General features: G+C 50.1%; 14 protein-coding genes. 5 read left to right on the top strand and 9 right to left on the bottom strand.

The features are described 5' to 3' along the window. Positions 1 to 274: 274 nt before the first annotated feature. The 5 genes from treR to R5268_RS04265 all read left to right on the top strand — a co-directional run bounded on the left by treR (position 275) and on the right by R5268_RS04265 (position 7,610). On the top strand, positions 275 to 1,228 hold the full coding sequence (treR, locus tag R5268_RS04285; RefSeq protein ID WP_247719167.1) for a trehalose operon repressor TreR: 954 nt from the start codon (positions 275 to 277) through the stop codon (positions 1,226 to 1,228). Positions 1,229 to 1,347: 119 nt separating this feature from the next. Next, positions 1,348 to 2,772 carry a PTS trehalose transporter subunit IIBC gene (gene treB / locus R5268_RS04280; RefSeq protein ID WP_317418606.1) on the top strand — a complete coding sequence of 475 codons (1,425 nt, stop codon included), beginning with the start codon at positions 1,348 to 1,350 and terminating at the stop codon, positions 2,770 to 2,772. Positions 2,773 to 2,792: 20 nt separating this feature from the next. After that, entirely contained in the window at positions 2,793 to 5,489 is a 2,697-nt protein-coding gene (locus R5268_RS04275) for a glycoside hydrolase family 65 protein (RefSeq protein ID WP_317418607.1), read from the top strand. Continuing rightward, positions 5,486 to 6,145, top strand: coding sequence for a beta-phosphoglucomutase (gene pgmB, locus R5268_RS04270; RefSeq protein WP_317418608.1), 660 nt, complete (start codon positions 5,486 to 5,488; stop codon positions 6,143 to 6,145). The genes R5268_RS04275 and pgmB overlap by 4 nt, the downstream gene beginning before the upstream one ends. A gap of 88 nt (positions 6,146 to 6,233) precedes the next feature. Next, positions 6,234 to 7,610, top strand: coding sequence for a carbohydrate porin (locus tag R5268_RS04265; protein ID WP_218429341.1), 1,377 nt, complete (start codon positions 6,234 to 6,236; stop codon positions 7,608 to 7,610). Positions 7,611 to 7,666: 56 nt separating this feature from the next. Here R5268_RS04265 and R5268_RS04260 read toward each other — a convergent pair whose 3' ends face one another. The 9 genes from R5268_RS04260 to R5268_RS04220 are packed head-to-tail and all read right to left on the bottom strand — an operon-like array spanning position 7,667 to position 19,295. Next, on the bottom strand, positions 7,667 to 8,020 hold the full coding sequence (locus R5268_RS04260; protein WP_046893631.1) for a DUF6277 family protein: 354 nt from the start codon (positions 8,018 to 8,020) through the stop codon (positions 7,667 to 7,669). Positions 8,021 to 8,041: 21 nt separating this feature from the next. Further along, on the bottom strand, positions 8,042 to 11,515 hold the full coding sequence (gene tssM, locus R5268_RS04255) for a type VI secretion system membrane subunit TssM (RefSeq protein ID WP_410795818.1): 3,474 nt from the start codon (positions 11,513 to 11,515) through the stop codon (positions 8,042 to 8,044). 19 nt (positions 11,516 to 11,534) lie between these two features. After that, positions 11,535 to 13,133, bottom strand: coding sequence for a type IVB secretion system protein IcmH/DotU (gene icmH / locus R5268_RS04250; protein WP_218455167.1), 1,599 nt, complete (start codon positions 13,131 to 13,133; stop codon positions 11,535 to 11,537). Beyond that, entirely contained in the window at positions 13,130 to 14,485 is a 1,356-nt protein-coding gene (gene tssK / locus R5268_RS04245) for a type VI secretion system baseplate subunit TssK (protein WP_107680407.1), read from the bottom strand. Before tssK ends, icmH begins: the two co-directional genes overlap by 4 nt. Before the next feature lie 34 nt (positions 14,486 to 14,519). Further along, positions 14,520 to 15,029 (bottom strand): type VI secretion system lipoprotein TssJ, encoded by a 510-nt coding sequence (tssJ, locus tag R5268_RS04240; protein ID WP_046893633.1) that lies wholly within the window; start codon positions 15,027 to 15,029, stop codon positions 14,520 to 14,522. Beyond that, complete coding sequence (locus R5268_RS04235) at positions 15,022 to 15,384, bottom strand: PAAR-like domain-containing protein (RefSeq protein WP_046893634.1); 363 nt, start codon at positions 15,382 to 15,384, stop codon at positions 15,022 to 15,024. The genes tssJ and R5268_RS04235 overlap by 8 nt, the downstream gene beginning before the upstream one ends. Positions 15,385 to 15,388: 4 nt before the next feature. Beyond that, complete coding sequence (locus tag R5268_RS04230) at positions 15,389 to 15,982, bottom strand: DUF3540 domain-containing protein (protein ID WP_107680405.1); 594 nt, start codon at positions 15,980 to 15,982, stop codon at positions 15,389 to 15,391. Then, positions 15,975 to 17,078, bottom strand: coding sequence for a pentapeptide repeat-containing protein (locus R5268_RS04225; protein ID WP_317418610.1), 1,104 nt, complete (start codon positions 17,076 to 17,078; stop codon positions 15,975 to 15,977). Before R5268_RS04225 ends, R5268_RS04230 begins: the two co-directional genes overlap by 8 nt. A gap of 12 nt (positions 17,079 to 17,090) precedes the next feature. Then, entirely contained in the window at positions 17,091 to 19,295 is a 2,205-nt protein-coding gene (locus tag R5268_RS04220; protein ID WP_317418611.1) for a pentapeptide repeat-containing protein, read from the bottom strand. Positions 19,296 to 19,298 lie beyond the last annotated feature (3 nt).

Genomic DNA, 19,298 nt, shown 5'->3' with positions numbered 1-19,298 from the left:
TGAAACGCCGTAGCGCCGATGGTAGTGTGGGGTCTCCCCATGTGAGAGTAGGGAACCGCCAGGTTATTATTAAGTGAAGAAGCCACCCATTGGGTGGCTTTTTTGCGTTTGGGCGAAAGAAAAATAACGCAATGTGTGCTTATTTTCCGGATGAGGAATTATAACAATCAGTAATTTCACATTTAAATGCGTATAATACCCGGTATCGGATTACGGGATTCACCCGGCATCTGTTCTGATAACCAGATCGAAATGAATCAACGGGAGCAACGCTGTGAAAAAACTCACCATCAAAGATATTGCTGCTATCTGTAATGTCGGCAAGTCCACTGTCTCCCGTGTGATTAATAACGAACAAAATGTCAATGAAGAAACCCGTCGTAAAATACTGGCAGTAATTGAACAGAATAACTTTACGCCATCAAAATCAGCACGGGCGATGCGGGGGTTAACCGGCCGGACATTCGGAATTATTGTCACCCGGCTTGATTCTTATACTGAGAACCAGGCAATCCGCGCGATGCTGCCTGTGTTATATAAAAATAATATTGACCCTATTATTCTGGAAAGCCAGTTTGATCCTGAAAAAGTTGATGAGCATTTGTCCATGCTGGAAAGACGGAAGGTGGATGGTGTTATTCTGTTTGCTTTTACCGGGCTGGATAAAGAACAATTAGTCTCCTGGCAACAGAATATCGTTGTTATTGCCCGTTCTTTTGAAGGCTATACCTGTGTCTGTAATGATGATACCGGAACAGTTAATCATTTAATGGATTATCTGCACAAAGAGAAGAACTTTACAGCTGTCAGCTATATTGGCGTTAATGAACAGGATGAAACAACCGGATTATTACGCCATCAGACTTATAAGCATTATTGCGATAAATATAAGATAACAGCGGACTCAGCATTGGGAGAATTAAACTACGAAAGCGGATATCTGCTTGCGGAAAATATCGTACTGAAACGTCCTCAGGCCATATTATGCGCGACAGAATCACTGGCGTTTGGTGTTAAAAAATATCTCGTTCATCATCAGATTAATACTATTTTTGTTGCCTGTATCGGGCGAAATGACTTATTAACCTTCCTTTTTCCTGATGTGAAAACATGTCGCCTGGGTATTCGTGAAACCGGTCAGACATCAGTCAACTTATTGATTGATATGGTTAATGGCAACTTTTCACCCAAAACACACCTGATCCCATCACCTTCATTTACTTATTGATTTTATTGAGTTAAATAAACTTTAGTGTGACGTTCGTCCCGTAATGGGATCGTTCCCATTGAGTCATTTCCATACTGAACGTATTTTAAAACACAGACGTTTTATACGGGGATGGGGATATGGAAATTAATGTTCACAGTGATGAACTGGATAAGATCATCAAATTTACCGGCGGAAAGGAGAATATCAGTACAGTTTCTCACTGTCTGACACGCTTACGCTTTGTTTTAAATGATCCTGAACTGGCTGATATTGAATCTATTAAGCAAATCCCCGGAGTTAAGGGATGTTTTAATAATGCAGGTCAGTTTCAGATCATTATCGGTATGAATGTCGGTGACTATTACCGTGGCCTGATTGAAAAACTTAATATATCTGAATCAGATAAAGAAAAAACAAAAGTCGCTGCTAAGAAGAATATGAAGTTCTGGGAACGACTGATTGCCAATCTGGCGGAAATCTTTGTTCCGTTGTTGCCGGCGTTGATTTGTGGTGGCTTATTACTGGGATTGAGAAATGTCATCGGCGAAATGCCTGTCCGGGATGATAAACCACTGACGGAGTATTATTCCTGGCTTAAGCCAATATATGATTTCCTGTGGTTACCGTGTGAGGCAATATTCCATTTCCTGCCGGTGGCTATCTGCTGGTCAGCAACCAAAAAAATGGGCGGCTCTCCGATTCTGGGTATTGTGCTGGGTATTACATTAGTATCACCTCAGCTGATGAATGCTTATGACATCGGCAGTCAGACGCCGGATGTCTGGGATTTCGGCTTATTTGCCATCCAGAAGGTGGGCTATCAGGCTCAGGTGATACCGTCTATTCTGGCCGGTTTATTCCTCGGCTGGTTTGAAGTGAAATTACGCCGCCGTATCCCTGAATATTTAACCCTGGTGGTCGTACCTATCATCAGTATTCTGGTTTCTGTCGTGGTAGCTCATGCCATTCTGGGGCCGTTCGGACGTGCTGCCGGTAATCTTATTTCGGATGGCGTCCGCTATTTAATGCTGGGTGATTTTGCGTTACTCGGCTCGATGATATTTGGTTTTTTCTATTCGCCTCTGGTAATCACCGGATTGCACCACACCACATTGGCGATTGATATGCAGCTGACACAAAGCATCGGCGGAACACCTATCTGGCCTATCATCGCATTATCGAATATTGCCCAGGCCTCTGCGGTTGTCGGCATCATTATTATGAGCCGTAAAAAGGATGAACGTGAAATAACGATTCCGGCGGCGATATCTGCCTATCTGGGGGTGACTGAACCGGCGATGTACGGCGTGAACCTGCGTTACCGCTTCCCGATGCTGTGCGCCATGATTGGTGCCGCGCTGGCGGGGTTAATTTGCGGTTTTGCCCATGTGTTATCCAATGGTATTGGTGTCGGTGGCATTCCGGGAATCTTGTCTATTCAGCCTGCTTTCTGGGGTATTTACCTTGTTGCCATGATAGTCGCCATTGTTGTTCCAATCTTATTAACAATGATGATGTATCGTTATCAGCAGCGCAAAGGCAGCCTGGTAACTTCTCTGTAAATTAATAAAGTGAATTTAATATGTGTTATCTGACTGTGTCTGTAAAAGAAAGTGGTGCTGATATTTTTTCCGGCAGCGATAAATATGATTATGCATTCCGCTGGAGTGACATATCCGTTAAAGCATGCCTGGATATTTTAACGGAGATCAGCCGGGATTTTCCCGGTATTAAAGGTGGTGTGATTACGGGAGAACGGTTACCGGATTATCCTTCATTCTGTGCTGAACTGGCCGAGTGTGTCATTATTGATCTGGAAAAATCATTTTCCGAAATTTTTAATGCTCCTTTTGTTGCCCAGCAGGGAAAAGCTGTATTCACAGAAGATAAACTGGAGCAGGCATTAAAACAAAAATATGAGCAGCTCTGCTGGAATATTGATTATGCCGGGTTCACTGCGGGTAAAGAAGAATATGCGGCTGAATCATTATTAACCACGGCAAACGGATATTTAGGTGTGCGTGGTACATTGCCGGATATGCAGGCGGGTGATGCAACCTATCCGGCAACCTATCTGGCCGGTTGTTATAATCAGGCGGAGTCAGATATTGCCGGAAAGACGGTATCCAATGAGGATTTCGTTAATGTTCCTGACGCCCGCTCTGTCCGGATAAAAATAGGTGACGGTGAATGGCTGTCACCGGAAAATTGCCGTAATAAAATGCTGTACCGGAATCTGTGTTTAAAAAACGGCATTCTGGAGCAGACCTGGATTGCGGAGGATTCCCGCAAACATCTTATTCAGATTAACAGCCGGACGCTGGCGGATATGTCCTGTCCGGAACGGTTTGCAGTTGAATACAGCTTCACCCCCCTGAATTTTGATGCGGATATTACGGTTGTTACCTGTATTGATGGTACGACCCGGAATTACGGTGTCGAACGTTACCGGAGCCTGACGTCACACCATTACCGGGTATTATCCCGCGGGGCAGAAGGCAGCTATGCGCAATTAAATGCACGGACACTGCAATCCGGTATCGGTATCGGTGTGACCACAAAAATACGTGGTGATTTTTTTACTGACAGCGATATTCAGATAAAAGAAAGCGCCGGTAAAGTGCAGCAGTTTATTTCCTGTCATGCACAGAAAGGCAAAACATACCGTCTTGAGAAAAGTATTAATATCCGTCTCTCTTCTGTTTTTCCGGATAGCTGGGCTGATGCGGATAAAACAACGCTGGCTGATTTTTCCGTTCAGGCTGAAGCCTCCGGACAGGCATGGAAAAATTTATGGGATAAAGCGGATATTGTCATTGACGGTGATTTTATGGCGCAGAAGTTATTGCGTTTACATATTTGTCATCTGCTGTCATCGTGCTCACCTTACAGTAACGGAAAATATAAACTCGATGTGTCGGTAACGGCCCGCGGATTACACGGAGAGGCATACCGGGGGCATATTTTCTGGGATGAAATCTTTATTCTGCCTTTCTATATCATGCATTTCCCGCAGACGGCCCGTCAGCTGCTGATGTACCGCTATAACCGGTTACCGGCGGCACGAAAAATTGCACAGGACAGCGGCTGTCAGGGTGCAATGTATCCGTGGCAGTCCGGTCTGGACGGCAGTGAGCAGACACAATCCGTCCACCTGAATCCGCTGAACGGTCACTGGGACCCGGATTACAGCCACCTCCAGCGTCATGTTTCTCTGGCTGTTGCGTATAATATCTGGCTGTACTGGAAAACGACCGGTGATGCGGAATTTATGCGGTTGTATGGCATGGAAATGCTGACAGACATTGCCCGCTTCTGGCTGAGTAAAGCCGAATTTAATGAATCCACCGGGCGTTATTCTGTCAGCGGTGTGATGGGGCCGGATGAATTTCATGAGCATATCAGCGGCAGCAGCGCCGCCGGGCTTAAAGATAATGCGTATACCAATTTAATGATCTCCTGGTTATTTTCCGTTCTGACTGAATTGTCTCCGGAATTTAATACCACTGAGGAGGATGCTGCATTTATCCGGAAAATCAGCCGCACAGGTAAATGTTTATCGCTGGTGATTGAAGATGATGTGATTGCGCAGTTTGACGGGTATTTTTCCCTGAAAGAGATCGACTGGGAACACTATCAGAATAAATACGGCAATATTTACCGGATGGACAGAATACTGCGTGCTGAAGGTAAAAGTGCCGATGACTATAAGGTGGCCAAACAGGCTGATGCGTTAATGATATTCAATAATTTCTCCCGTGATGATGTTACCGGAATATTGAATAATATGGGTTATCACTTAGATCATGATTATGCACAAACAAATCTTCATTATTATTTAAAACGAACTTCTCACGGTTCAACTCTCTCCAGAGTCGTGCATGCGCAATTGGCCTGTAATACCGGATTACATGATTTGTCCCGGGAGTTATATCAGCAGGCGTTACGGTCTGATTATGGCGATATTCAGGGCGGAACCACCGCAGAAGGTATTCATACCGGGGTGATGGCCGCAACTATCAATACAGCGGTAATGTCCTATGCCGGCGTGGATATCCGGGGTGATCATTTATCCGTTTCACCGTCATTACCGGCTGAATGGAATCATATCAGTTTTAATTTGCAGCATCGTGGTGTTCATTACTGCTTTTTGATCTCACAGAAATCGGTATCAGTCACCGCCGACCAAACGGTCTTTATCGATATTCATGATGAAAAACATCAGATTACAGCAGGTATGCCGTTTTCATATACTTATGTGAAGGAATACACATCATGAAATCAGGATTTTTATTTGATTTGGACGGCGTGATTGTTGATACGGCAAAATATCATTATATCGCCTGGCGATATATTGCCAATAAAGCAGGTTTTGATATCAGTGATGAGTTTAATGAAAAACTTAAAGGTATCAGCCGGATGGAGTCATTAGAAAAAATATTAGATTATGGTCATCAGTCTGATATGTACAGCCATGAAGAAAAGATATTACTGGCGGATGAAAAAAATGAGTATTATGTGAAGCTACTCGGGGAGTTATCTGAAAAGGATATTCTTCCCGGTGTTAAGGATTTTATTATCCGGGCGAACAAGCTTAATATACCGTGTGCGGTTGCTTCTGCATCCCGCAATGCACCCTTTATTTTAAAAAAATTAAATATTGATAATTATTTTAAAGCTATTGTCGACCCTGCACTATTGAGTAAAGGAAAACCGGACCCTGAAATATTTCTGAAAGCTGCATCATCTATTGATGTTCTTCCGCAGGATGCCATAGGCTTTGAGGATGCGGAGTCGGGTATTACCGCACTGAGCAGAGCGGGTATTTTCTCAGTCGGCGTAACAGCAGATCGTTCACTGTTAACCGGAGCTGATCTTATTATTTCTTCATTTGAAGAAATTACACCTGAATCTGTATTAAAAATAAAACAATAATTAAATTACCGATAATAATATTTCTGATAAAGGCACAGCATATTCGTATGCTGCTGCCATCCGATCTTTGTGAACAGAGGTAGATATAATGAAGTTAACTCAATTAGCATTGCTGACAGGATTTGCTATTTCTTTTTCTGCCGGTGCTGAAACATCATTAAGTGATATTGAGGCACGTCTGAACAGTCTTGAAAAAAGAGCGTCTGAAGCTGAAGCAAGAGCAGTGGCAGCAGAAAAAAAAGCAGAACGTCTGGAAAATTTAATGGCCCGGAATACGGCGCCGGCAGGAAATACCGGCCGGGAGAATACATCCGGTTTCAGTAATATTGTCAGCGCCGATAATGAAAAAGGAACACTGAAATTATACGGTGATGTGGAGTTTAATATTGATGCCGCCAGCCGCAAAGGGCAGATTACGTCTATGCAGACTCAGGCCGGACGCGGAGCGGATGATTTCGGTGATAAAGAACGCTGGGACATTAACGGGCGGATCTTAATCGGCCTTGACGGACAACGGAAACTGGATAACGGCAATTATGCCGGTTTCAGTGTTCAGCCGTTAGCCAATATGTCCGGAAATATCGGGCTTGATGATGCTGTATTCTATTTTGGCAAAGAAAATAAATGGAAATATAAAATCGGCCGTTATGAGGCTTATGATATGTTCCCGCTGAATCAGGATACATTTGTCGAACATTCGGGTAACAGCGCCAATGATCTCTATGCCGACGGATTCGGCTATATCTATATGATGAAAGAAGGGCGCGGACGGAGTAACAGCGGCGGTGCTATGAACCTCAGCAGTAATTATGATAACTGGTATTTTGAGGTGAATACGCTGGTTGAGGATGGCAGCCGCGTCTTTAAAGATCAGGAATACCATGGCCGTAAATTACAGAACAAAAAGAATGTGATTTATGTCCGTCCGGTAGTGGCATGGAATTATGATAACGTGACGATTGCGGGGGCGGTGGATGCTAACGTGATCAGCAATGCTTACGGCTTTAATAATGCGGACGGAAAGTTTGAGGATCAGTCGCGCCGTACCGGTTATGGCCTGACGATGAAATGGGATACTCTGAAAGATGATCCGGAAAATGGCATGGTCGTTAACGTCAGTACTGCGTATCTGGATGCGAAGAATGAAAATGACTTCTCTGCCGGAACTAACGTGTTATGGCGTAAGTTCCAGCTGGGGTATATATATGCTCATAATGATATTAAATCTTATCAGGTTGTAAACTCAGCTGATGACAGCAAATATGATATTTTATATCCGGGAAAATATAATATTCACACAGTGTTCATGTCGTATGAATTACCGGATATATTGGGAATGGATAACTTTAAAACGTACCTCGGTGCATACTACTCTCATATTAACGGGAAGGATGATATGACGATGGTTGACAGTAAAGATAATGACCGTTACGGCGCCCGTGTCCGTTTTAAATATTTATTCTGATCGCTTCTTATCACAGTAAAAAATACCGGGAAAATCCCGGTATTTTTTTGTCCGGATTATATCTTCGGCATTTTATCAAACATGCTTTTCATCTCTTCCGGGAAGCCGGCGGAGAGTGTTGACCGCAAATCTTTCATGGCCGTGTCGAAGTCTTTCGGCCGTTCTGCCTGCTGCATTTTCTGATGTGCATCCAGATTATCCTGAAGGCCGTCAAACATTTTTCCCATTTCCTTCATCATCTGGTCACAGGATTGATTGACGTTTTTCAGAATGGAACGGGAGGCATCCGAACCGGACATCTTCATATTTTTAACCCCGTCCATAAAGGGTTTCTGTAATTCTGAAGCAGAATCATTTCCTGATTCAGTACTGAATTTCAGTACTGACTGTACATTTTTCGGATCTAACATAATGACTGTCCTTTTCGTTTATCAGATATTACCCGGGCAGGAAAATTGTTTTAATGCCCGTGACCACAACGGATAATCCTTCATTGTTGAATTGAGCTCGACAATAAAGAACCCTTTCACCTGACCCATTGCCATAGTGAGCTGGCGGCTGTTGCTGCTCAGTTGTGCCGGGTTACCGGCGTCATACATCCGGAAGAGTGCCCACGGACCGTCAAAGCTGACCGTTTCCACCTGTCCGTCCTGTGTTTTGAATGTCATGCGCGTATAAATGCCGCCTTTGGGGCCCGGCCAGTTAATTTTGACCGGCTCCTGATAGCCGTGGCTGTAGCGGATTATCTGCCCGTCAATATCCAGCACAGCTTCAAGAACTGAAGGGGATAATGAGATCGGGCGGATAATCATGGACATTGACATCGAACCTGACGGATCAAAGAAGGAATCCCGGATACGGGCGGCATTTTCAAATGATGCCACCGTTCTGGCGGACACCACGCCGCGGCTGCCGGGGTGGATCTGCCATGGGGTCGCACCGGTATTCACATAGGCCGCCAGGTTTTCATCAAAGAAACTCTGGATGGCCCCGCCGCGCCCGAACATCCGTGTGAAATCACCGATCCCGACTTCTTCCCGTGCGCCCCGGTTAAACGGATAGCGGCCGCTGATCGTGGTCCGGCAGGAATCAGAAGCAATGGATGACGCACCGCGGCTGAGGTTTTCTTTGCTCTTTTGCAGGCTCTGTTTTTCGCCTGTTGAAAGCAGATCCATCATGACACTGCGTACCGGTTCCGGCTGGCGCAGCATATCATCGCGTAACCGGTTGATTTCACCGTTCTGCGGCAGGATCTGACCGGCCCGGAGTGAGGCGGAGAGGGTGGCCAGTTTGTTGTAAACCTGATCAAAAGCCGAGAACAGCGGATCATTGGCACCGGCTGTTTCGGCCTGACGCAGACGGTGCAGCGCTTCAAACCGGGCTTCCAGGCTTTTCTCCGGCGTGCTTCCGGCTGCGCGATCATTACTGACCCCGTCCAGCAGTGACCGGCGGGTCTGAGTCAGTTTGTTTTCCTGGCGGGCAAACCACCCGGTGGCATCCTGCTGATTTTCGTGGCTCAGTGTGGTTTCATCGATAGCAAACTGAACCAGACCGGTCAGCGGCGAAGACGGCTCGGTAAACTGACGGGCGAGTTGCGCCGCATCATCGAGGTCACTGATTGGCCGGACACGGATATCTTTCAGGAAACTGTCCCACTGATTGGCATATTCAGACAGATAGGCTTTCAGCGCTTCATTGGATAATGTCTGAATCGCTTCCTGTGTACCGATATCACCGCGTTTTTCAGTGTTGTCACTGAGCACCCAGTTTTCTTCGCTTATCATATCTGTGGCCGCATCCTGTAACTGCGGCAGGAAGACATCCCGGTAACCGGCTTTGGTGTAAAAACCGGAAACGGCGGTATCTGTCACGGTATTGGTGCTCTTGCGGCGCAGCATCAGCGACACGCTGGGTCCTGCGGCATCTGCCAGCGAGATATTCTGAATACCGGCAGGCAACGGTTTGTCTTTGATACGGTTAACCACCCGCAGATGGATCGGGGTTTTCATGGCATTGACACGGGCAATACGTACCAGCTCTGCATTCATTTTGGCCACCGGTGCCGTGGAGGAGGTGTCACTGAATAACTCATGCAGATGATAGCGGAACAGACGGCGATCGTTTTCGGTATAGCCCTGAACCGCGTAGTTGTCCCAGCGGATCATAAACCAGTTTTCCAGTGCCTCCGGCTCCCGGTATGAGGGATAAACCATCATCAGATAGACCTTGAGGGTGTCGTAGGCATCGGTATTACCGTTGAACGCACTCTGTTTCAGTTCGTTGGCGATATAATTTTCCACGGCAGGCCAGAAAATTTTGTAGAGATGACGGCGGTATGTCTTCTCCATCGCACTGCTCAGCAGCTTGTGTTCGAAATACGGTGTCAGCAGCGGCGGTGAACTTTCCAGAAACTGCGTGTTGATATAACCGAGCTGTTCATAAGCGGCGATCAGGTCATCATTAAACTGGCTGGTCACCGGAATATCGCGGACGATCCGCTTGGTTTCCTCAAAGCGGGCGCTGGCATAGGCGATAAAATCCGATTCCCAGAAATAGCGGGAGGAGAGCAGCATCACCGCAGCCAGCAGACCGGCGGTTACTGCGAAATAGCGGGCGGCGGAAAACAGCTTGTTACGCAGCGGACGGTAGCGGGCACTGTGCAGCACGCCCCGCTCGGTGATGGCCTGAGTCAGCGCCGGGAGGTACATTCCGCCGGACTGACGCTCATCAAACAGTCCGTCCGCCTCTGCGTTATACAGGCTCTCGCGGGCTATCAGCGGAATGGTACTGCCCATCCACAGCTGCCGCAGGCATCCGGTGTAGCCGGTGGCCGAGGCCGGAAAAATCTGTTCAAGGAAGGAAAACAGCGGCTTTTGCAGTGCGCCGAGCGATTCAATAAACAGCAGCAGCTGGTGGCGTAATCCGTCATCCGGCACATTGTGCAGGGTTTCAAGAATATAGTTGCTGACCCGGATCTGAAACTGGTGATAGGTATTTTCATCATGAATGAAATTATTACGGTGATCGTCAGTACATTGCAGTTTGATCCCCAGACCGCCTGCGAGCAGGTCGTCATCGGCGATGTTCAGAAATGCCTCACCGCCGGGCAGATGGTCAATATTATTCAGCAGGAGATAGACCGGAATATCAGACTGAAAAAGAGCGGCCATTTCGAGGATGCGGATACGCAGTGTATCTGCCAGTGATTTCCGCTCTGTCAGCGGGGCATACAGCAGTGTGCCGACATCGGCACACAAAACAATCCCGTCGATGCCGGGATAGCGGCGGTGTTTACGGATAAGGGCGTACAATTTCTGACGCGCATTCCCGGCGTCATCACTCTGTCCGTGCATCTGCACCCATTCCCCGGCGGTATCAATATACACAGCCCGCTCTGTCAGCCACCAGTTACAATCCACTGTCGGGCCGACATCGGTTGTGCGGGATAATCCGTACTGCTCGGAAAGCATGAACTGTTCGCCGCTGTCATAAATTACGGAGGTTTTGCCGCATCCGGCAGGCCCCATCACCACAAACCAGGGTTTGTTGTTGATATATTCACGGCTGAGATGGATTTTCATCCGCTCACTGCGGGTTTTTTTACCGGCCAGCGCAATAAATTGCAGCGTCCGGATGGCATCGGTAAAACGGGCAGTCACCCGGTCAAGCTGGATAATCTTCTTTTTCGGTTTCGGCAGCGGGGTGCGGAGAAACCGGAACAGGCGGCTGAACAGGAAAGCCACAAACGGCCATAACGCCCAGAAAAGAATAATACCGATAATGATCTGGCGTACCAGCACCCGCGCGAGCGGGTAGAAGTTGCCGATGGCAATCATCGGTCCGACCCACCAGATGATGTAGCTGAGAATCAATGCGATGATAAGGATAATAAATCGTCTGATCATAATACGTCCTTGTATACCGTTACTTCATCCAGGCCGGGAGCACAGGCGGTTCCGCTGAAGTGTTGTTATCATAATTACCTGCTGACGGTGCGGGGGTGCTGTTCAGCACCGCCGGAACATCACCGTCCTGATAGCCCTGCATAGCCTGTTCCGCATCGCGTTTGCCGATTTTCCATAAGATATCAACGCGGCGGTTACGTTTGCGGCCTTCATCTGTGGTGTTATCGGCGATGGGATCGCTTTCACCCCGGCCTGTCGCGGTAATTTCGCGGTTATGGGTCTGATTAATCATGGTATTGGTCCGCAGAATATCGGCGACAACCACGGCGCGGGCTTCCGACAGCTTCAGGTTGTTATTGACGGAGGTTTTGCGGAACGGGGTGGCATCGGTATGACCGATGACTTCCAGGTCCCCCGGCCACGGCGTAAGGGCGGCACCCAGACGTTCGATGTTACGTTTGCTGAGGAAATCTTCTGTCAGTTCGGATTTACCGGTCAGGAACGCACCGTCAGAGGTGAAGATCAGCAGCCAGCCGCGCGGATCTTTACGGACTTCCAGCCAGCCCTCGCTTAATATTTGTGTCAGCGGGTTCGGCAGGGTTTCCATGATATTAATTTTGCGCGGCTCCGGCGGAACCCACGCCAGAATATCATTACGGATCTGACGTGCCTGCTCATGAAGATACCAGGCGGAAATACCGTAGGCGATAACGGCCAGGATAAGCCCGGTGATAAGGATACGTAATGCGGTGATAAACCGGCGTTTAGGCGGCTTAACTTTCTCCGCCCGGACATCGGATAAGAACAGGGTGGTATTCTGTGCATAGAGCAGGCCGCTGAGGTGATTGCGCAGATCCATCAGTAATACCGCTCCGCGTTCCAGCATCCGGTATTTTCCCTCAAATCCCATGGACAGGATCAGATAATAGAATTCAAGCACATCACGGTTGTCCTGCGGATTGCTGATGTATTCTTTCAGATGCTCAAAGCAGTTCTCACCGCCCCAGGCATCTTTATGAAATTCCACCAGCAGACTCAGCCCTGTCATCTCCTCTTTCACCATGTCGGTAAAAAGACCGTCTGCGTAGGTGCAGATAAGATAGGAGAGGTGATCGATCTCCTCCGGCGGAAAACCCTGTTTGCGCAGATCTTTGCGGAAAAATTCCAGTTTTCTGACAATCTGCAGGCGGGCACAGACAAAATCGGTCTCTGGTTCATTACGGAACCACTCAATCTGCAACAGCAGCGGCATCGCGGCGGAAACATACGGGTTATGCCAGAGACCGAACAGTGACGTGTTTTGTCCGGTCGTGCGGGAACTCTGCTGATGCTCCCGCTGCTGTGAGGGGCGCATCGGCGGAAGCGGGTTATGTTTTCCCTGCGTCCGGTTCACGGATGATACCGGCGGATCTTCATTAGCCGCCGTGAATTCCGGCTGATCGTCATCCTGCGGCTGCGCGTTACCCATCCCCCGCATCCCGGCCGGAATGATGCCGCCGATGGAGGCGGCAGTGCTTTTGGCCTGCCATATCGGGTTAGTTAATGAGTGCTCGGCCTGTTTCACTCCTGTACGGGCCGCTGATATGGCACTCCTGATCTGGCGTTCGAATTCATTCATCCTACTCTCCCCTGGCGTAAGCCCCATGCCTCAAAACGTAATCCCGGGAAATCACCGACAATACTCAGTGCCGCGGCACTGCCGGCCAGCATATCTCTGTACATCGGGTCCGCATTATCCACCTCAAAGTAAACACTGTTCGGGTAATACGGGATGTGGCGCGGCGGTGATGACATCGGAGTGATGCGCACGCCCGGCAATTGCAAATCGATGAGCTGGACAATTTTTTCCACCGGTGCCAGTTTTGTCTGGGCAGGGAAATGGCTTCTCATGGTATCGCCCGGCAACTCCGCACTGACGATAAAGATCAGTTTTTCCAGACGTAACTGCGGATCGTTCTGGTACAGATAGATATTGTCGCCGCGCTCGATAAACGGCAGGGCGATGGCCGGTGCCTCAATCACCAGTGACAGGGCACGGCGCAGTGCGGCAAACAGCCTGAAATAGGCATCCTGCGGCTCATTGTGTGAATAATGGAAATCCTGGTGCAGCGACGTATTCTCTTTGCCCGGAATGATGCTCAGGCGGCCGAGCAGACCCAGCAGCGTGAAAAACATCCGTTCAGGATGAACCTGAGGCAGTGACAGCAGATGAGCAAGACGCAGATGGTATTCACTCAGTGTCTGTAACAGCAAAAGTTCCAGTAATTCAGTCAGCCCGCCGGTGGTCAGCGGAACATCCGGACGGTAAACACTCTCCAGCCGCTGTACCATCAGACCGAGCAGTTCGGTAACGGCACTTTTCAGCCAGCCGCAGGCGCGAAAATCCAGCATCGGCGGCAGGAATTTATCATCCAGTATCAGGCGGCCGTCGCGGGTCTTTTCGGTGATCCTGGCTACAGGCAGCAGGGATTCCGCATCGCTGATCGCACTCCGGATATTCAGCCGTGTACAGAGATCCCCGAGCTGGAGTGTGGCCATCTGCGGTGTGCCCTCTGAGGCCAGACCGGCGTTGCGGTCGCGGACATCGGCGTTAATTACACTGAAGCGGCTCTGTCCTTTGCTTTGTGACAGATCGATAAAGGTATTCCCCGGCATATCCATCAGGACAGAGAGACAAATAATGTGTCCCTGACAGTCCGGCCCCGGATCAAACGGCACCGGCAGCGGGTTGTCACTGCCGAGATCAAACGGGGTGCCGTCAGGAAAAACGCCGCGGGCACGGGTCAGGGCGATTTTCCCCTGATCGAGTAATCCGGTATCGAGATGTATCTGACGGAAACCCCAGGCCAGAGCATCTGTGCTGCGGATACGCATATCCGTGTAATGTTCGAAATACCGCTCCTGCTGCTGAAAATGCTGAGGTTCCATCAGCATTCCTTCAACCCAGGCAACACGCTGTTTTAACAACATAATTATGTCCTCAGTTCCGTCCTCAAGCGTGGTGTCAGGGCTTATCTGAAACAGGTACTTTCATCTGTGTCAGACTGCGCTCCCTGACCACGACAACAACATTTGAATTTTTATTAACTTCCGTATTGATCAGAACAGTATTTTTATTTTTTCCGGGGATGTGAAACTCCGCGGCCACAAGCAGCCAGCGCGTTGCTTCCCGCGGGATCGCAAAGGAATACCGGCGGGATTCACCGGGGGTTAAAATATGCTGCATCTGACGGATCATGACCGGGTCCGGTGCAGCTTCATCACAGGGGGCATTCCGGTATAGACCGGGCGGCTGCCAGTCATCCCTGCTGATTTCAAAGACACAAATCCGGACAGGCAGTGTATTACCGGCTCTGTCGGTGTTAACCCGGGCCGCCGCATCAATCCGCAGACTGACGGTTCTGTCTGCGGGCAGCGGTTCCGGCGTGTCCGGCCAAATCAGACTGCAACTGCTGAGAAGTGCAATACCCGGCACTGTCAGCAGGCAGCGCAGCCATCTGCGGTAATCAGGCATTGATAAAATACTTCGTCTGGCTCGGCGCAATCTGGGTGCCGGGCGCGTTGCAGTTATTCGTCATACTCGTATCGCCCAGCCGGGTCGCCGGGCAGCCCTGAATAAAATATTTGCCTGAGCCCTGAACGGGCATCATCTGCGCTGAGTTTGCTCCGGTGGCACCGATAACAATGCCGGTGGAAATGGTTGATGCCCGTATCGACATCAGATTCTGCTCGTTACCGCCGCAGCAGAAATAATTGAAGACATTGGGTATGCCTGTGGCGTTCGGGGCGATATTGGGTCCCGGGATCGGGATCATCGGTTCGCATCCGGAGAAACTGATACCGCCTGCCCGTGTGTTTGCTGCTGTCATGTGGTCACCCCATATGTACCTGGCCGCCATCAATACGAAGGACGGCACGTGATGTGATAGCGCCGATTTCATTGTCCAGAACCATGCTTTTTTCGGCATGCTGGGCAATGTGACCGGCTTCGGTGGCATCAAGGTTTTCAACCTTTTTGTGGGCATTTTCCGCACTGATAAACAGAGAGCCGGCAATCTGCCGCAGTGTTTGTGCGACCCACTTTGAGGTGTGTGATACCAGGGAGAATCGGGAGGTTTTCATTGTGATGCTCTCTGATGCTTCCAGCGCCAGTGACGGTGCACGGATATGCAGAGGCGTATCCTGCGTGCCGAGTATCAGCGGTGCGGTGGCGGCATGCCGCTCCAGAACGGACAGCACATAGGCGCAGTCTCCCTGTACCATGGCGCAGACCAGATCGCCTTTCTCCGGGGCAATCAGGCACCCGGCCGCGGTGGTCACGGCGGAATACGGATGTGACTGCAACAGCAGCTCTCCGTTATCGCCGGCAATAAGCCGTGTGGCGGCGATAACCGGAGCTTCCGGGGCGGAAAAAAGCGGTCTGCCGGATAAGACCGGTGTATCAGTATGATGTATTGTGTCAAACATAACGGCTGGCTCCTGGGGTTAAACGGGGGGACCCGGTGTCATCTTTCAGGCCGGGCTGATGCCGGGCGTACCATAAATCAACGGATGTCAGCAGCGGTTCATCCGCTTTCTGCCCGCGATCAGTCAGACCGGTTTGCGCACCGTGCAGGCGTACTTTTTGCACGGCCGCGCTGTGCAGCGGCGTTTGTTTAAGCTGACAGAAACGCATATCGGTGCGGGTTAATTTCGTATCATCCAGAATGCAGTGAGTGAGCACGGCCCGTACCAGAACGGCTGAAATCAGTTGTGCGCCGCTCAGGTCACACTGATGCAGTTCAGTATCAGTAAACTGGGCGCAGGTCAGTTGCGTGCCGGTCAGTGTGCAGTCGTGCAGTGATCCTTCATTAAACTGTGCATAGTGCAGATTACTGCCGTCGAGGCGGCACTGTTCCAGCCGGGATTTGACAAACCCGGCGGAGGTGAGATTCAGTTTCCGCAGGTCAGTCCGTGTCAGCAGGCAGTTCTGCCAGACCAGGATGTCGCATTCATTGCCGGTAAACTGACAATCGGTCAGTTTGCTGTTACCGGAAACCAGGCGGGTAATCTGCGCTCCGGTACAGCGGAATTGTGTCAGAGTGCAGCCGAACCAGTTGCTGTCCTGCACGAGGCCGCCTTCGGTATGCCAGTTACTGATCTCACAGTCATTCGCCGACCAGTAACTCAGGGAAACCTCTTTCCAGACACTCTCACTGACCTTACCGCCGGAAATCATGCAGCGTTCCGCGAGGCATTTTCCGGCATTCAGTGACTGTATGGTGGTCTGCTGCAAAGAGACACTGAGCAGGCCGCACTCTGTCAGTGTGATAGTGTCTATCTCACACTCAATAAAAGTGCAGGAATTTAACAGGCTCTTACTCAGTGACACGGCAGCGAATTTACAGCGCAGAAAACAGAGCTGATGCGCCTGAACATTCTCCGTACTGAGATGATCAAAGCGGCAGTCTGCAAAATGCAGATGTGTCATGGTGTTATCTTTCAGCTGTAACTGACTGAAATGCTTATCGCGGATCAGTTTCACAGCCTGCAAATCCATAATCTGTTTTGCGGTTTCGTTCATTCAGATCTCCTGTCAGGCGGTGAGCCGGAAGCGGCGCGGTAACAGATGAGCGCCGTCCATCAGGCATAAATCAAAGTGAGTGCCGGAATTGCCGTTCATCATGGCCAGGTTTGCCCCAGCGAAATTACACTGCCGGAAAGTACTGTCACGGAGATCGGCGTTATAGAGCATGGCCTGCTGAAGACTGCTTTTGGTCAGTGAGGCATGGATCATTACTGCATCTTTCAGGCGTATTCCGGCCATATCGCAGTGACTGAAAACCGCGCCGGTCAGGTTGCTGTCGTCGGCGCAGGTTTCGATCAGCTCACATCCGGAAAAGCGGCAGTGATTTAATCCGGCACTGTTGAAACCGGTTTTGTTCAGATGGCAGCCGGTAAAGCTGCTGCCGGAAAAATCGGTGTACTGACCGGATGTCACACTCTCCAGTGTGGTGTCAGTAAATGTACATGTTTTCCAGTTTCCGCCGATCAGTGAGCTTTTTGTCAGACTGCATCCGGTGAACTGTACGCCGTCAGCCTCTGTTTTATCGGCGATCCAGGATGTCAGCGTGCTCTGCCGGAAACTGGAGTGTGTCAGTCCGGACCGGGACAGCATCACGCCGCTGATATCACACTCTGTGAATCCGCTGCGGATGATTTGTGTATCATTGATCAGACATTTTGCCCAGGTGCAGCGGGTGAATTCCCCTTTTTCCAGCAGGCAGTCATCCAGCGTGAGGTTTTCCCAGCGTGTGCCGGTAAATGTACTCCCGCTCAGATTACTGAGCTGAAAGCGGCCGCCGGTCAGTTGTGAGTCCGTTATCACGGCCCCGGTAAACAGACATGATGTAAACCGGCAGTGTTCAAAGTGGCATTGCGCCAGCTGTGATTCACTGAAATCACACTGATTAAAATGGCAGTGTTTAAAGGTTTTTCCCTGTAATGTTGTGTTGGCAAAGGAGAGTGAGATAAAGTCCCGGTGTTCGGTTACCGCCCCGCAATCCGGTGCCGGCTGTACTGTTTTCCGGCGCAGCGTATCACTGACCGGCACGGCGGCGTTCTGCTCCGGCGGCGGGGCGAAGTATTGTTGCTGATTCTCTTCATGCAGTGCGATTGCTTTTTCCACGTCCTGATAAAACGTATCGGTATCCTGCTTTGTCAGCGGGCGGGCACTGTAGCGCAGAGAATCCGGGTGTTCTGCCATATCGCGGATCACATTGAAATGACTGTTTTCCGGCATCAGTTCCCGGTCGCGGAGAAATTCAAAATTGGCGGTATCGGTCCGGCTGCGGCGCTGATACACATCCTGATAATGTGTCAGCGGCCGTTCCGCGCCATCGGTGTCCAGCGCGGCCAGCAGTGTGACAGCAGGGGTGGCAAACAGGTGGGGCAGCGGAATACTGCCGGTGAAAATTGTCAGACAAAGGTCATCATCCGGCAGCAGCCACAGGGTCTTTTTCTCCAGGATTATCTCTTCTGCGGTTGCCGCATCTTTGCCGATCGCAAATGCTCTGGCACGGACAGCAGGGAATGTACCGGAAATCACCGCGTTATCCGGCCTGAAACCGTGCAGTTCAAACGGTACATGGCGCGGCCACTGAGAGGCGGAAAGCTGCTGCTGCGGCGGTGCCATCTGAAAATAACGATAATCAATGGCCGGCGGCAGCCCGGGAAACCAGCTTTCCATATACTGTTTGTCGGTCATCACGTGAGCGACGGCATCAATGTGTCTGCGGCGGACATAAAAATCCGGCGGCACCGGTGAGGGTGCGGCCAGGTTGATATAAGGATCTGCGGCTCCGTCGGCGCGGGCTTCTCTCAGCACCGGGCGTGTACCGCTGCGGGCGTTTTTGCCCAGCGGGTTTTCTTTGCAGTCGCTGCCGCCCGGCGCTTCGGTGTGATCCATCACAACCCGGGTAAACGGTTCCCCCTCAAGACGCCACGCCCGGCTGAGTGATCCGACCCGGACGTCCACATCCAGTGCCGTGAGTGTCTGCCCGGTTCCGGCATGACCGGCAAGGATATATTCGGCATGCGGTTTCGGCTCAGCGGTGTCCAACATCCGAAAGGAAAGGGGGGCAGACTTCCATGCCTGCCAAATCTGTGCTTCAGTGACAAAGTGATCAGGGGCGGATAAATAACTGCCCGCGATCACACTGATACCGGACCGGCATTCCCTGCCAATCTGGTAGCTGTTTCTGAGTACAGCAAGTTGCTGAGGACGAATAATACGCATCATGCT

It is taken from the genome of Morganella sp. BCCO 40_0007 (assembly GCF_032989665.1).
Taxonomy (GTDB): Bacteria; Pseudomonadota; Gammaproteobacteria; order Enterobacterales; family Enterobacteriaceae; genus Morganella; species Morganella sibonii.
This window is presented reverse-complemented; position numbering and strand designations above follow the sequence as displayed.

Excerpts from the sequence above, each read along its gene's own strand:
- tssK (WP_107680407.1), bottom strand. The coding sequence starts at position 14,485 with ATGTTGTTAAAACAGCGTGTTGCCTGGGTTGAAGGAATGCTGATGGAA.
- tssM (WP_410795818.1), bottom strand. The coding sequence starts at position 11,515 with ATGATCAGACGATTTATTATCCTTATCATCGCATTGATTCTCAGCTAC.
- R5268_RS04230 (WP_107680405.1), bottom strand. The coding sequence starts at position 15,982 with ATGTTTGACACAATACATCATACTGATACACCGGTCTTATCCGGCAGA.
- treB (WP_317418606.1), top strand. The coding sequence starts at position 1,348 with ATGGAAATTAATGTTCACAGTGATGAACTGGATAAGATCATCAAATTT.
- R5268_RS04275 (WP_317418607.1), top strand. The coding sequence starts at position 2,793 with ATGTGTTATCTGACTGTGTCTGTAAAAGAAAGTGGTGCTGATATTTTT.
- R5268_RS04260 (WP_046893631.1), bottom strand. The coding sequence starts at position 8,020 with ATGTTAGATCCGAAAAATGTACAGTCAGTACTGAAATTCAGTACTGAA.
- R5268_RS04225 (WP_317418610.1), bottom strand. The coding sequence starts at position 17,078 with ATGAACGAAACCGCAAAACAGATTATGGATTTGCAGGCTGTGAAACTG.
- pgmB (WP_317418608.1), top strand. The coding sequence starts at position 5,486 with ATGAAATCAGGATTTTTATTTGATTTGGACGGCGTGATTGTTGATACG.
- R5268_RS04220 (WP_317418611.1), bottom strand. The coding sequence starts at position 19,295 with ATGATGCGTATTATTCGTCCTCAGCAACTTGCTGTACTCAGAAACAGC.
- R5268_RS04235 (WP_046893634.1), bottom strand. The coding sequence starts at position 15,384 with ATGACAGCAGCAAACACACGGGCAGGCGGTATCAGTTTCTCCGGATGC.
- R5268_RS04265 (WP_218429341.1), top strand. The coding sequence starts at position 6,234 with ATGAAGTTAACTCAATTAGCATTGCTGACAGGATTTGCTATTTCTTTT.
- icmH (WP_218455167.1), bottom strand. The coding sequence starts at position 13,133 with ATGAATGAATTCGAACGCCAGATCAGGAGTGCCATATCAGCGGCCCGT.
- tssJ (WP_046893633.1), bottom strand. The coding sequence starts at position 15,029 with ATGCCTGATTACCGCAGATGGCTGCGCTGCCTGCTGACAGTGCCGGGT.